This is a genomic window from Corynebacterium sp. HMSC056E09, from assembly GCF_001813425.1.
GTDB classification, from domain to species: domain Bacteria; phylum Actinomycetota; class Actinomycetes; order Mycobacteriales; family Mycobacteriaceae; genus Corynebacterium; species Corynebacterium hesseae.
Genome location: NZ_KV812493.1, coordinates 1 through 14,056, shown reverse-complemented (window position 1 = coordinate 14,056; position 14,056 = coordinate 1). Strand labels below are relative to the sequence as shown.

Below are 14,056 nucleotides of genomic sequence, written 5' to 3'. Positions count from 1 at the left end.
TTCTTCATGCCTATTTCTTTTTCTCATCTCACCGTCACCTGGCCCGACGGCACCCCCTGTTTCACGGAGCTCACCGGCACGTTTTCCTCGCACTTCACGGGCTTGGTCGGTGCGAATGGTTCCGGAAAATCAACGCTAGCCAAGGTACTTGCAGGCCTCATTGCCCCGACTTCGGGAACGGTATCCGCGGGCTCAGTCCTCTATGTCGACCAGGATTTAGGCCTCCATACGTCTAGCACCATCGCCGATGTCTTTGGCGCGACCGAAGTCCTCAACGCCATTGCCCGCATTGAGGCTGGCGAATACTCGGAAGAGCTCGCCGCCACTGTTGGTGAGCAGTGGGACTTAGCAGAACGTATTGAAGCAGCTCTCGACGCTGCGGGTATCCCCTTCCCCTTAGAGCGCACTATCGGAACACTGTCGGGTGGTGAAGCGGTGACCGTGGCACTGACCGCCGCATTCTTCCGCAAGCCGGATTTCCTCATCCTCGACGAGCCCACCAACAACCTGGACTCCTCATCACGCCAGCGCCTGCTCGAGCTCATTCGCACCGCGCCGATGCCGGTTCTCGTCGTCTCACACGACCGCGAGCTCCTCGCGCACGCGGATAGCATTGCGGAGCTCTACCACGGAACACTTCGCGAGTTCGAGGGAAACTACTCCTCCTACCGCGCAGCGATTGATGCCGAGCAGGATTCCGCGCAGGCCAAGGTCCGAGAGACCAAGGCCGAACACCGCAAACAAATCCGCGAGCGCGCCGCCATGCAGACCCGCATTGCGCGCGATGCCCGCCGCGGCAAGAACTTCGCCGCCTCGAAGCGCAAACCCGGCATGGCCATGGGCTTGGACAAGAACCGTTCTGAGCGCTCGGCCGCTGGGCGTTCTCAACAGGCCAACGATGCAGTGGCTGCCGCCCTGTCGGCTCATGACAAGGCACAGCGCGCGCTTCGCGACGACACCCATGTCCACATCGACCTCCCCGGCACTGAGCTGCCCGTGGGCACCCGCGTGCTGGTCAGCGATCTGCTCAGCATTACTGGCCCTGAGCGTGTTCGCCTCGCCGGGCCCAACGGCAGCGGCAAGACCACCTTCCTCAACCGCATCGCCCGCGGCGACGTCGAGTACGCGCTGCCCTGCGGATACATCCGCCAACGCATCGTCCTGCCTGAGGAGAAGTCGGTGCTCGACATCGTGCGGGAGGCCAACCCCAACGCGGACCCGCAGTTCCTGCGCGACCAGCTGGCCCAAATGCTCTTTATCAACGACAAGATCCACCAGCCAGTGGGCCAGCTTTCTGGTGGCGAGCGCTTCCGCGTCGAAATCGCCCGCGTCTTGCTCAGCGACCCAGCCCCGCGCTTTCTGCTTCTCGACGAACCGACAAACAACCTCGATATCCCCACCACCGATTGGCTGATTGAGGTGCTCACGAGCTACCGCGGGGCATTCATCCTGGTCAGCCACGACGAGCACGTGTGCGAGCAGCTCAACCTCACAACGACCGTTTCCATGGATGACTACAACTCGCTCCGTGAAACGGAATACCTTCTGCGTTCCCCTCGCAATGCAGAGCGACTACGTAACTCCATCGAAGAGCTGAAGGCACCACAAGGAGGGACGGAGAGCTAGCTGACGAGCGCCTGCGCGGCAGCGCGGGCGCCGGCGATGACGGCGGGCACGCCGACTCCATCGGCCCAAGCGCCGGCGGTGGCGATACCGGGGACGTCGGCAAGCGCGGCACGCACGGCGGCAACGGTAGCCAGGTGCTTTTCGTCATAGCGGGGGATGCCGCCGAACCAGCGCTGCGTGTAGATCTCCTCCACGCCGGCGGCGCGGCCGTCGAAGCCGGTGATCTTCTGCAGGTCATCAAGGGCATAGTCCACCAGGTCATCCTCCTCCGCGCGCACGAGGGCGTCATCGCCGAAGCGGCCGAAGGAGGCGCGCACGAGGAAGCCTTCGCGCTCGTTCAGGTGCGGCCACTTATTGGATGAGAGCGTGAAAGCCTTGGCGCGCACGCCGGGCTCGTCAGAGGCGACGAGAATGCCGGTGGCCTCCGGAAGGGAGTTGCCCTCCGGGTCCGTGGCGGAGGCGAAGTTGAAGCCGACGACTACAGAGGAGGCCAGCTGGACAGAAGACAACTCCTGGGCGGCCTCCGGAGCCACGGCCTTGAGCAGGCGCGCGGTCGTCGGAGCCGGGGTGGCAAAGAGCACGCGGTCGAAGGGGCCGATATCCCCCGGCGCGCCCTTGACCTCAAAGGCATCACCCTTACGCGTCACGCCCGAGACGAAGGTGTCCAGGTGGATCTGCGCGCCGGACTTCTCAGCCAGGGCCTCGTAGAGCTCGGCGTAGCCGCCCTTGAAGGTGCCGAAGACGGAGCCTTCGGCCGGGCTGCGGCCGGACTCGATCTGTTTGATTGCCGCCGACAGGGTTACCGGGCCCTCTTTCGCCAGCGAGTCCAGCGTGGCCGCTAGGTGCGGAACCGTGGCGCGGAGGCCCAGGTCATCGGCCGTACAGGAGTACACACCGCCGAGGAGCGCGGAGACCACGTGGTCCACCACGTCATCGCCGTATTGCTGGCGCACGAGCTTGCCCACGGAGACATCCCCGCCGACTTCCCACTCAAAGGGCTGCTCGTTGGTGATGCGCTCATTGGTGGCAGCGGAGAAGAAGTCCTGCGGCGCGGAAGGAATACCCATGACACCGCCCTGTGGCAAGAAGTGCAGCTCGCCGCCGGTATACACGCGGGGGCGCAGCTGACTGTTGGGTTCCACGAAGGAATCCTCCAAGCCCAGCTCCGTGAAGAAGTCCACGGCATCTTGGCGGCGGCGGATGAAGGCCTCCGCGCCCATGTCCGTCGGCCCGCCATTAAACGGCACGGTGTGCAGCTTGCCGCCGATGCGGCCGGCCGCCTCGAAAACATAAACCTCATGGGAGCCCTCGGTGTTGTGCTTGAGTTCCCACGCGGCGGTGAGTCCCGCCAGTCCAGCACCAATGATCGCGATTTTCATTTAGCCCTCCTCGTGGATGATGGCGACGGCGCGAGTGATGGCGTCGGCGTCGGTAGTCGGCAGAACCCCGTGGCCGAGGTTCCAGATGTGTCCCTTCACGTCGCCGCGCTCCCTTGCGCGGGCGACCTCTGCCTTGATGGTGCGCACGCCCTGGCGCACCGCATCCTCGCCGGCAAAGAGCAAAGCTGGATCAAGGTTGCCCTGCAGGATGTCTGCATCGACGCGTGCCGCGGCGGCATCCATGCTCACACGGTAGTCCACGCCCATGACCTCCGAACCGGCTTCCGACATCGCGCCGAGCAACTCGCCGGTTCCCACGCCGAAGTGAATGCGCGGCACGCGGCCCTCCGCGGCCTTAAGGATCTGCGTTGAATAGGGCAGAACAAACTCGCGGTAGTCGCGCTCGTTGAGGTAGCCCGCCCAGGAATCAAAAAGCTGCATCGCATCGATTCCCGCCTCCAGCTGGAGCTGAAGGAAAGAGATGATCGTCGGGGTCAGGCGCTCCATGAGCTGATGCCAGATGTCCGGCTCGGAATGCATCAGGGCCTTGGTGCGCTCATGATTCTTCGAGGGGCCGCCCTCAATGAGGTAGCTAGCCAAAGTGAAAGGCGCGCCGACAAAACCGATGAGTGCCTGCTTGTCGGTGAGCTCGTTCAGAATGATCTCGATGCCCTGGCGCACCTCGGGCACGTCGACGTCGAGGATAGGCAGGTTCGCCACATCTGCTTTGGTGCGCACGGGCGCATCCATGACTGGGCCGCGTCCGGGGACGATTTCCACGCCGACGCCCGCGGCCTTGAGCGGGACGACGATATCGCTGAACAAGATGGCCGCGTCGACGTCGTGGCGGCGCACTGGCTGCAGGGTAATCTCCGCCAGCAGCTCCGGCATGAAGCAGGAATCCAGCATGCTGATTCCCTCACGGACCTTGCGGTACTCCGGCAAAGAACGCCCCGCCTGGCGCATGAACCAGACGGGTGGACGGGACGGGGTGCGGCCGGAAGCGGCCTCAATAAGCGGCGCGGCAGACAGACGAGACATACCGTCCATTATGAATCAAAAGTTGGAGTGGGCGCCAATCAGGAATTCTGCGCCCGACGGGCCTTAATGAACGCCGTCGACTCTGGATGAAAGAGGAAGAAGATTCCCACCATGAGCGCCATCGGAATGAGCAACAAGAGCAGCCCGCCCACGCCGGCAATCAGCGCCGCTATGCTGACGAACATGGCATAGGCGGAAACCGCGGTAGTGATGCGGCGCGCCCACACCGAACCGTTTGCTAACTGCGCGGAGCACGCCGCAATGATGACAGCGCTCACCACATGAGAAATGGCAGCAAAGCGCGTATTGAAACGGATATAGCCCACCTGCTCTGGGCTGAGTTCGGGGTTCGTCACCGAGCCATAGGAGCCAAAGAGTCCCACCATTCCGGCGGTCAACATCACAACGGCGGCAACCACAAAGACCCAATAGGAGATGCGCAGCTGGGAAGGCCAAGTTGAAAAATCCTGCTCGCCCTGCCTCTTGGGGCGGCGCGGACGGCGGTTATAGTCCGCGGGGCCGGGGCGGTCATTCATCGCTTGCCGTCCTTGTCTCTTTCTTTCTCCTTGTCCTTGTTTTTCTTCTCGCGCTCCTCCAGGTTTTCCTGGCGGCGCTGCTCTTCCATCTCCTTGCGCATCTGGCGCATCTGTTCCATCTCGCCGGTGTACTCAAGAACTTCTTCCTTGGAGGAGAAGATCAAGCCCATGACGGCGGCCACGCCGACGAGGATCTGCACGCCGCCATCGAGAACGAACAGCCAGTCCGGAACGCTCGCCCCGGCGGGGCTGCTCATGAAGACGATAAGCACGCGGAGGGCGAAGTAGAGGGAGAAGGCGAACCACAGGCGCCGGCCGGTGCCGGCCGCCGTGGAGTTCTTGTGGATCAAGCCCAGCATGATGCCCAGCAGGACGACGATGGCGAGCGATATCAGCGAACTGAACGCCACCGAGCCATAGCCCACGAGCTGCACGAGGGCATCGCTGACGTCCTGCCCGGACTTTTCCGCTGCGGACTCCGCGGTGGTGCGCGCCTGGGCAAAGAGCTCGTCCCTATTCATCAGGGTCAGCACGATGCTCAGGACTAGGTGCACCACCTCAAACAGCAAGGCAACGGCCCACACCTTGAGCATGAGGGAGACGGCTTCGGTGCGAGTGGCCTTCTCCTTATCCGGCTCCTTGTCCTGCTTCGCCGGCTTCTGTGCCGACGAAGCCGTGTTCGGGCTGAACGTCACGATTCTCCTTTTACTTGAGCAAGCGGGCGGCGTCCGTGGCGAAGTACGTCAGGATCTGGTCCGCGCCCGCGCGCTTGAACGCGGTCAAGGACTCCAGCATAACGGCCTCACCATCGATCCACCCGTTCTGGGCGGCTGCCTGAATCATCGCATACTCGCCGGACACCTGGTACACGGCTACCGGCACGGAGGAGCGCTCCACGGCACCGGCCAACACGTCGAGGTACGGCAGGCCAGGCTTAACCATGACGATGTCCGCGCCTTCCTCGATGTCTAGGTCCACCTCCAGCATGGACTCGCGGAAGTTGCGCGGATCCTGCTGGTAGGTGCGGCGGTCGCCCTCCAGGGAGGAACCGACGGCATCGCGGAAGGGGCCGAAGAAGGCGGAGGCGTACTTGGCGGAATAGGCCATGATGGCAACGTCCTCATGGCCGGCCTCATCGAGGGCCTCACGGATGGCGGCAATCTGGCCGTCCATCATGCCGGAGGGGCTGACCATGTGCGCACCGGCGCGGGCCTGGGAGCGGGCCATGTCCTGGTAGAGCTCGACGGTTTCATCGTTGAGCACGCGGCCCTTGTCATCGATCACACCGCAGTGACCGTGCGAGGTGAACTCATCGAGGCAGGTATCCGCCATCACGATGAGGTCATCGCCGAACTCTTTGCGCAGCTCGGCAATCGCGACGTTGAGAATGCCCTGCGGGTCCCAAGCCACGGAGCCGGTTGCATCCTTGTCTTCCTCACGCGGCACACCGAAAAGGTCAACGCAGGTCACGCCGGCGTCAAGTGCCTCGTGGGCGGCGCGCTTGAGGGAATCCAAGCTGTGCTGCGCTACGCCCGGCATGGAGGGGATCTCGCGGGCTTCATCCAGACCATCGACGACGAACATCGGGAGGATGAGGTCAGAGGGGCGCAGCGACGTTTCCGCAACCAAGTCCCTAAAAGCCGGGTTCTGACGCAGGCGGCGGGGGCGGCGAGCAATGCTCATGAGTAAAAACTCTCCTTTGAGCTACGAGAAAAACAAAAGTACTTTCTCGACTCTAGTCGCCCCTAATCTGCCTTCCCAGCTGTGGTCGACGCCGACTTCTTGCGCGAGCGGCGCTTCTTGCGCGGAGCGGGCAGGTTGCCGGCGGCGCGGAGGGCGGCGACGTGGTCAGCGAGGGCGTCGACAAGCGTCGGCACATCCGCGACCTCCGGGACCACGTCCACGCGCAGCCCCACCTCCTCGGCCGCCGCTTTGGTGGAGGGGCCGATGCACGCGATGATGGTCCGGGCATGGGGCTTGCCTGCGATGCCGACGAGGTTGCGCACCGTCGACGGCGAGGTAAAGGCCACCGCATCGAAGCCACCGGACTTGATCATGTCGCGGATCTCCGCCGCCGGCGGGGCCGCGCGCACGGTGCGGTAGGCCACCACGTCATCGACTTCCCAGCCCAAGTCCAACAGGCCGTTCACCAGAGTCTCGCCGGCGATATCCGCGCGCGGCAGCAACACGCGGCCCACGGCGTCGATGTCCTCAACGTAATTAGGGAAGACCTCCACGAGGCCCTCGGCATTCTGCTTCCTCGCCGGCGGCAGAAGCTCCGGGACCATGCCCTTGGCGCGAATCGCATCGGCGGTCTTCTGCCCCACCGCCGCCAGGTGCACACCGGCGAAGTCGCGGGCATCGAGGCCGAGTTCCGCGATCTTCTTCCACACCGCGCTCACCGCATTGACGGAGGTGAACACGACCCACTTGTAGCGGCCTTCGACGATGCCCTTGATGGCGCGATCCATCTGCGCCGGGTTGCGCGGCGGTTCCACGGAGATAGTGGGCACCGACTGCGGAATGGCACCGTGGCCAGCCAGGCGGGCGCTCATCGCCGCGGCCTGCTCCTTCGTGCGCGGCACGAGCACGCGCCAGCCATAGAGCGAACGGTTCTCCCACCAGGAGTACTTCGAGCGATCATCAAAGCTGCGGCCCAGCGTGACGACGAGCTCGCCCGGCAGCTCAGCGTCGAGCTTGCCCAGCGTGCCCAGAGTGGTCTCGTGGGTGCGCTGCAGACGGGTGGTTCCGTGGACGGTGACGTAGGCTTCCGTCTCCGCGGGCATCCCGCGCTCCACCAGCTCGGCGGAAATCACCGGCAGATCCTCTGCGGTGGCCTGCAAAACCAGCGGCTGCGTCGCGGTGGCCAGCGCGTCCCAATCCGCACCTTCGGTGATGTCGGCCTCGGTATAGGTCGCACCGAGAGCAATACCCGCAAAAGACGGAACTGTCGAAGGCAGGGACATGCCCGGGATCACCTGGAATTCCATGCCCGCATTGGCCACGGCGGTGATTTCCGCCTTGATGGACTCGCGGTTGAGCGGGTTTCCGGTGACCAGGCGGATCACGTCGTGGCCCTCGGCGCGCTCGAGCGCCTCACGCAGTTGCTTGACGACGTCCCCCGCAGCCTCCTCAAACACCGCTGCCGTCGGCGGAGCCGGGCGCGGCGGCTTGCGGCGCGCACCCGCCTCCTTCGCAGCGGCGCAGATGCGTTCGTACTCCTCCTCGGCGGCATCGAGAAGCTCCTGCGGAACCGGCACCTGCTGCGCCACCATGTCGCGCACGCCTTGGGACACGGCGGCGTCGGTAACAACGTTGGCTGTCGTCTCCAGAACCTCGCGGGCGCGAACGGTCAGCAGGTCGGGGTTGCCTGGGCCGGCACCGACGAAGACGACTTTGCCCAGATCAGACTTACCCAGCTCAGGCTGGGTATCCGGCACGGCATTGCTCATAAGGTTCTTTTCTAGTTTGTGGATTCCGAGTGCCCCGGCGCCACGCGTGGCAGGCGCGGGAAATGGAGACAAGAAAGCCCCTCACTCGCGAGTTAAGGGGGCCTAAATCATTGCTCTCAATGATTGTGTGCTAGATACACACTAAAGGAAAAGGCCCCAAAGCAAAAATTACGTGCGATTACTCCGCTGCCAGGAGGTCTGCAGCTCCCTGCGCGAAGAGCTCCTCGGAGACCGCGCGCCCCAATTCTTCTGCCTCGCTGGCCTCGCCCTGGGCCTGAGCGATGAGCTGACGAGAACCATCGAGGGCGAAGACTCCGCCGCGCACGACCAGTTGCTCGCCCTCCCAGTGAGAGACCGCAGCGACCGGCGCGGTGCAGCCGGCTTCTAGCCGGGAGAGCACGGTGCGCTCGGCGCGGGTGGCGGCGGTGGCGGGGGCGTCGGCAAGCAGGGCAATGGCCTGTGCAGCCTCCGTTCCCTTCACTGCCTCGATGGCCAGCGCGCCCTGTGCCGGGGCGGGCATGAAAACCTCCGGGTCGAAGACCTCGGTGGCGCGATCGGCATAGCCCGCGCGTACGAGACCTGCGTAGGCCAGGAAGACGGCATCGAGCTCGCCACCGGTGACCTTGCCCATGCGGGTATCGATATTGCCGCGCAGTGGACGAATGTCCAGGTCCGGGCGCAGCGCCCGCAACTGGCTGATGCGGCGCGGCGCGGAGGTACCCACGCGAGCGCCCTCCGGCAGTTCCTTGAGGGTCAGGCCATCGCGGGCGATAAGCGCTTCGCGGATGTCCTGGCGCTGCGGAACCACAAGGTCGAAGCGCTCGTCGGCAGCCGTGGGCAGATCCTTGAAGGAGTGCACCGCAATCTCGCACTCGCCGCGGGCGACGGCCTCACGCAGGGCCTGCGTAAATACGCCCACGCCGATGCGCTCCACGGGCGCCATGTTGACATCCCCCTGCGTGGTGACGATGTGCAACTCTGCCTCATAGCCTGCCTGCTGCAGCCACTCCTGCACGTGCCCCGACTGCGTGGTGGCCAGGAGGGATCCTCGGGTGCCGATCTTCAACATCTATGCGTCCTCTTCTTCCTTAGTGCTTTCCGCGGCTTCCATCTGCGCGGCATCCGGCAGCTCCGCCACGTCAATGGCCACACCGCTGCCCTCCAGCTGGAGCCCAAAGAGTTCCTGTAGCGCGGTCTCGTGGCTCACCGTTCCGGAGTTGGCTGCGAGCTTCTTCGCACGAACCGTGGGCTCATGGAGCAGCTTATCCGCAACGCGCTTGAGAGCACGGTTGATGTCTCCCATCTGGCGCTCATCCAGCTCTGGGTGCTTCTGCTCCAGCCGCGCTACCTCGCACTGAACCAGGTTCGCTGCCCGCTTGCGCAGCGCCGATACCGCCGGGACGACGTCGCGGACGCGCTGTTCGGAAGCATAGGCTTCCAGCTCTTCATTGACGATGCGCCGCGCCTGCGCGTGGGGGCTGGTGCCGGCGGCAAGGTCAGTATCGGCCGCCTGCAAAGAATTACTCAGCCTCTCGATGTTGACGAGGTCGACCCCCTCGACATCTGCCACCGCATCATCGATATCGCGAGGGAGCGAGAGATCCACGAGCATGAGCTCACGGTCGGCCACGTGGTAGCGCTCGACGTCGGCCGCTGAAATGGTGAAATCCTGGGCGCCCGTGGCAGAAATCGCCATGTCCACATCGCGCAAAGCCTGGGCGCGGTGCGCGAACTCAACGACGTCCGCATAGACGCCCGCTTCATGGGCATGTTCCGCCACGCGCTGGGCGCGAGCCAGGGTGCGGTTCGCAATAACCAGGTGTGCTCCCAAGCGCCCCGCGTGGGTTGCCGCTAGCGAGGCCATTGCACCCGCCCCCAAGATCAGCACGCGCTTGCCGTCGAGATCGTTCGTGCCCATGCGGCTCAGGGCCTGATCGAAAGCGAAAGAGACCATGGAGGAGCCCGCCTCATCGATCTCGGTTTCGGAATGCACCCGCTTGCCGGTGCGCAGCGCGCACTGGGCCAGCGCGTGGATGCGCGGCCCGACGGTTCCCTGCTCGACAGCGAACTGATAGGCGGTACGGACTTGGCCGATGATTTGCTGCTCACCTACCACCATCGAGTCCAAGCCCGAGGCCACCATCATGAGGTGCTCAGCGGCGGCGTCGGCATAGCGAACATAAAGGTAGGAGCGCAGTTCCTCCTCCCCCACGCCGGAGACTTCAGCGAGGTTGCGCACGACATCCTGCACGCCTGTGTGGAAGGAATTGGTAACGGTGTAGACCTCCAGGCGGTTGCACGTGGAGATAATCATCGCTTCGCTCAGCGAGCCCGCCGACACCATGGTCCGGCACGTATGGTTCTGCACGGTCTCGTCCATGCTCAGCTTTTCCAGCAGCGCCACCGGCGCCGACTGATGCGACATGCCCACGACGAGCACACTCATGCACTACCCTCCAGTTGTTTATCATCCCTTTGGATGACATAGATCATCCAAAAGACTACTAGCCTTCTGCTTGTTTCCGAAACTCGCGGGAACGCCGAAAAAACTACTGCGCCAGCGCCTGCGCTAGCTCCTCATTGTCCACTTCCCAACAGGAGAATTCCTCCCCATCAATCACTACAACGGGGACGCGATCACCATATTCCATGGCCAGCTCCGCATCCTCATCCACCGTGCGCACGTTAAGCTCCGCACCAGCCTGCTGGACCACCGGAGTAATCTGCTCGAGCACTCGCGCGCAAGAGCCACACGTAGTACGCACCATCAGCTCGACGACGTGGGACATAGAAACTCCTCGATAGGACGTAGAACGGTTTGCGGTTTACTATGGACACGTTAGTCTGCCCGCCCCATGAAAGCTGAACGCGTGCCCCTCCCCCTGCCTCCCGGTATGCCCGATTCTCCCCGCGAGTTCCTTGCCAACTGGACCGCAAGCAGGGGAAACCTACGTAACTTCTTGGAGCAACAGGCCTTTGCCCCGCTGGGTGAGGAGCACCAGCGGGCGGCAGGTGAGGCGTCGGCAGCCGCGGCGGTGGAACACCTCTTTGGCATTGACCTGGATGCGTTTTCCTCTGGCGTGGATTCCGTCCGGGGATCCTTCGAATCGGCGGGTTCACGCTCCATCACTGAGCCCGACCCAGACATCCCCCAGGACGTTGGCGCCGCCGCCTTCTTCGACGTGGATAACACGTTGATCCAAGGCTCCTCGCTCGTAGCCTTCGCGCTGGGGCTTGCGCGCCGCCGCTACTTCAAGCTTTCTGAGATCCTTCCCATCGCGTGGAAGCAGCTCAAATTCCGCGTCTCCGGTTCAGAGAATGCCGCGGACGTAGCCGCCGGGCGCGTGCAGGCGCTCGAGTTCGTCAAGGGCCGCTCGGTGGATGAGATGGTGGCCCTGTGCGAGAGCATCGTGGACCAATCCATGGCACGCAAGGCCTACCCGGGCACAAAACAGCTGGCGCAGATGCACCTCGATGCCGGCCAGCAGGTATGGCTGGTTACCGCAACCCCCGTGCAGCTAGCGCAGATTCTGGCGCAGCGTTTCGGTTTCACGGGCGCGCTCGGCACCGTGGCGGAAGTAAAAGATGGCCGCTTCACCGGCCGCCTCGTGGGCGATATCCTCCACGGCTCGGGCAAAAAGCACGCCGTGGCAGCACTGGCCACCTTGGAGAACCTCGACCTTGAGCGCTGCACCGCCTACTCCGACAGCTCCAACGACGTCCCGATGCTCTCCATGGTGGGAACCCCCGTGGCCATTAACCCGGATTCCAAGCTGCGCGATATCGCCGAGGAAAAAGGCTGGCTCATCCGCGACTACCGCTCCGTGCGCAAGGCCGTGCGCACCTATGGCCTCCCAGCGCTGGCCACCGCGCTCTTTTCCTATGGAAGCTGGCGCATGGTGCGCCGCTAGCTGCTGTTCTGCTGCTTGGTGCGCAGCATATCCATGCACATGACCGCACCGATGAGCCCCGCATGCTGCTGCGGGTCGAGCCCCGGCGCGATGCTGAGTTTGTAGGTATTCTTCCCGGCTAGGAACCGCCCCACGCCTGACCATTCGTTGCGCACTTCCGCTAGGGGCTGTCCCTGGCTGTTGATCTGGATATTCCAATCCCAGACATCGCCTTCAATTTCAATCTCTGGGAAGCCTTCCATCTCCAAGGTCAGGCGCGTCTTTAGCAGGGAGAACTTCTTGGTCACCACTGCCATGGGCTTCTCGACGCCCGGCAAATACACCTCATAGGTATCCCGCACGAAGTTCGGCGGATCCTTGATCACCATGAGCGGTTGCTGCGGATTGCCCTGCTCATCCGTGAAGGCAACCTCGAGGCTGCGGGAGGCATTGAAGAACATGTCCTTCATGCTCGACGACTGCACGATGGTGCCCACGGGCACGCCTTGTTCATCGGCGATCAGGAACTGATCCTGCATGAAGGACTTTGTCTGTGAGATAACCAGGTTGTCAAGGGTCAAGAGTCTAGGCAACATAGTTCGCCATCATACGTACGCAGCGGACTCCTGTGGGGCCGGAAGACAATACTCCCCACCTGATGCAAAGAGGGCGCTTGTATGTCTCAAATACCTCGAGGAAACACCTACATTCCCCAGGTCATAGTAGATGTCCGGGGCGTGTCTTATAGTGCTCATAGAACATACAAGCGATACCATAAACCTAGGGGACACCGTGAACACCGCCACTCAAACCGCCTACTTTTCCCATATGAACCCTGACTGCACCCTCGCCGTGGAGCGCAGCGCCGCCCGCCGCGCGGACTATCGCTCATGGGTAGCCGCCATGCCAGATCTCGATGAGGATTTTGATGTTGCGTGCCAGAGGCTCGTCGCCAAGCTCGGCGTCGGTGACTACACCGTGAGCGAATGCTGCCTGGCCGTGCACCGCCTCACGGAACTACCGCAGGTCAAGGCCCTGCAGGACAGTCAGTTTCTGCTGGACATGAAGGCGCTCATCACCATCGACCGCACCCTGACGAAGCTGGGCAAGCTTCCTCCGGAAACGCTCGCGCTTATCGACGATTCCCTGGTCACCTTCTTCACCCCTACCTCCCCGAATCAAGTCTTCCCTACACCGGCGCAGATTGGGCGTAAGGTGCGCGATACTTGCAAGAGCATCAATAAAGCTTTTACCTTCCGCGATTCGCCGAAGAAGGACTCTTATACTTTTACCGATACTGGCGAGCGCGGCATCCTTGAGCTCAACACGGACAGTGCCACGGGGATGATTCTGGATGGCTACATCAAACAGGCGGCGAAGGAGAACGGGCTCTCGCAGGCCGATGCCCTAAAGAAGCTCATCGCCGGCAGCATCTCTCCACCGGCGACTATCATTCTGCACACCTACCAAGCTAGTGACATCGACAACGCTCCTACCTTTGTCCAAGGGTATGGATGGACATCGCAGGACATGCCCGCCACACGCACGCGCGACCTGTCCTCCCAGCCGCCGGAATCAGCCAGCTACATAGCTTCAGAGCTCATCCGCAAATATGTGGAAGGCCGCGATGGCACCTGCCGCGCTCCGGGCTGCAACCGGCCGGCCTACCTGTGCCAGATGGACCACCGCATCAACTATGCCGACGGCGGCGCCACGCACCCGCGCAACCTGGCCAGCCTGTGCCAACACCATCACAATATGAAGACTGATGGGCGCGCGCACTACATCATGGACCCACACACCGGGGATATGGTGTGGCTCTACGAGGACGGGACGTGGGCCACGACGGAGCCGACCGGCCCGCTGGCAAAGAAAGCGAAGCGGTGGGCGCAGACGGTAGCCCAGAAAATCACGGCCACCCGCGAGCGCGCCCAAGAGGAAGCTGCCCAGCAGGAAGCTAAGGAAGCGCAGGCCGCTGCCAAGGAACCCCACACTCCAAGCGCACCGCAGGAAGACATTCCGTTCTAAGCGGCGTCGTCGTCTGAAACGACGTCGTGCGAGACGACGGAGAGGTCGTCTGAAATGACGGATAGAAGGGGGCTTAAGGGACATTTCGTGTGGATAAATCGATA

13 protein-coding genes are annotated in these 14,056 nt (G+C 63.2%); 3 read left to right on the top strand and 10 right to left on the bottom strand.

Annotation, left to right across the window (positions count from 1 at the left end):
• Positions 1 to 6 precede the first annotated feature (6 nt).
• A complete protein-coding gene (locus HMPREF2912_RS06115; protein WP_070596779.1) occupies positions 7 to 1,626 on the top strand; it encodes an ATP-binding cassette domain-containing protein in 1,620 nt (539 codons plus the stop codon).
• On the opposite strand, the gene HMPREF2912_RS06110 is transcribed toward HMPREF2912_RS06115, so the two are convergent.
• The 9 genes from HMPREF2912_RS06110 to HMPREF2912_RS06070 all read right to left on the bottom strand — a co-directional run bounded on the left by HMPREF2912_RS06110 (position 1,623) and on the right by HMPREF2912_RS06070 (position 10,823).
• Complete coding sequence (locus HMPREF2912_RS06110) at positions 1,623 to 3,005, bottom strand: protoporphyrinogen oxidase (protein WP_070596780.1); 1,383 nt, start codon at positions 3,003 to 3,005, stop codon at positions 1,623 to 1,625. The two genes, HMPREF2912_RS06115 and HMPREF2912_RS06110, sit on opposite strands and share 4 nt — an antisense overlap.
• On the bottom strand, positions 3,006 to 4,046 hold the full coding sequence (hemE, locus tag HMPREF2912_RS06105) for a uroporphyrinogen decarboxylase (protein ID WP_070596781.1): 1,041 nt from the start codon (positions 4,044 to 4,046) through the stop codon (positions 3,006 to 3,008).
• Between the two features lie 38 nt (positions 4,047 to 4,084).
• Positions 4,085 to 4,582 carry a tellurium resistance protein TerC gene (locus HMPREF2912_RS06100; protein WP_070596782.1) on the bottom strand — a complete coding sequence of 166 codons (498 nt, stop codon included), beginning with the start codon at positions 4,580 to 4,582 and terminating at the stop codon, positions 4,085 to 4,087.
• Entirely contained in the window at positions 4,579 to 5,277 is a 699-nt protein-coding gene (locus HMPREF2912_RS06095) for a hypothetical protein (RefSeq protein WP_070596783.1), read from the bottom strand. Before HMPREF2912_RS06095 ends, HMPREF2912_RS06100 begins: the two co-directional genes overlap by 4 nt.
• A 10-nt stretch (positions 5,278 to 5,287) precedes the next feature.
• Positions 5,288 to 6,265: a porphobilinogen synthase gene (gene hemB, locus HMPREF2912_RS06090; protein WP_070521091.1), complete on the bottom strand. Its 978-nt coding sequence runs from the start codon at positions 6,263 to 6,265 to the stop codon at positions 5,288 to 5,290.
• 62 nt (positions 6,266 to 6,327) lie between these two features.
• Positions 6,328 to 8,034 carry a bifunctional uroporphyrinogen-III C-methyltransferase/uroporphyrinogen-III synthase gene (locus HMPREF2912_RS06085; RefSeq protein WP_070596784.1) on the bottom strand — a complete coding sequence of 569 codons (1,707 nt, stop codon included), beginning with the start codon at positions 8,032 to 8,034 and terminating at the stop codon, positions 6,328 to 6,330.
• 178 nt (positions 8,035 to 8,212) lie between these two features.
• Entirely contained in the window at positions 8,213 to 9,103 is an 891-nt protein-coding gene (gene hemC / locus HMPREF2912_RS06080; RefSeq protein WP_070596785.1) for a hydroxymethylbilane synthase, read from the bottom strand.
• Positions 9,104 to 10,480: a glutamyl-tRNA reductase gene (locus HMPREF2912_RS06075; RefSeq protein ID WP_070596786.1), complete on the bottom strand. Its 1,377-nt coding sequence runs from the start codon at positions 10,478 to 10,480 to the stop codon at positions 9,104 to 9,106.
• Between the two features lie 103 nt (positions 10,481 to 10,583).
• Complete coding sequence (locus HMPREF2912_RS06070; RefSeq protein WP_070533963.1) at positions 10,584 to 10,823, bottom strand: glutaredoxin family protein; 240 nt, start codon at positions 10,821 to 10,823, stop codon at positions 10,584 to 10,586.
• Positions 10,824 to 10,889: 66 nt separating this feature from the next.
• On the opposite strand from HMPREF2912_RS06070, the gene HMPREF2912_RS06065 reads away from it, so the two are divergent.
• A complete protein-coding gene (locus HMPREF2912_RS06065) occupies positions 10,890 to 11,945 on the top strand; it encodes an HAD-IB family hydrolase (protein ID WP_227485605.1) in 1,056 nt (351 codons plus the stop codon).
• Here the strand turns inward: HMPREF2912_RS06065 and HMPREF2912_RS06060 are convergent.
• Entirely contained in the window at positions 11,942 to 12,520 is a 579-nt protein-coding gene (locus HMPREF2912_RS06060) for an LURP-one-related/scramblase family protein (RefSeq protein ID WP_070596787.1), read from the bottom strand. The genes HMPREF2912_RS06065 and HMPREF2912_RS06060 overlap by 4 nt on opposite strands.
• A gap of 196 nt (positions 12,521 to 12,716) precedes the next feature.
• Between HMPREF2912_RS06060 and HMPREF2912_RS06055 the strand changes: the two genes are divergently transcribed.
• Positions 12,717 to 13,952, top strand: coding sequence for an HNH endonuclease signature motif containing protein (locus tag HMPREF2912_RS06055; protein ID WP_083299142.1), 1,236 nt, complete (start codon positions 12,717 to 12,719; stop codon positions 13,950 to 13,952).
• Positions 13,953 to 14,056 lie beyond the last annotated feature (104 nt).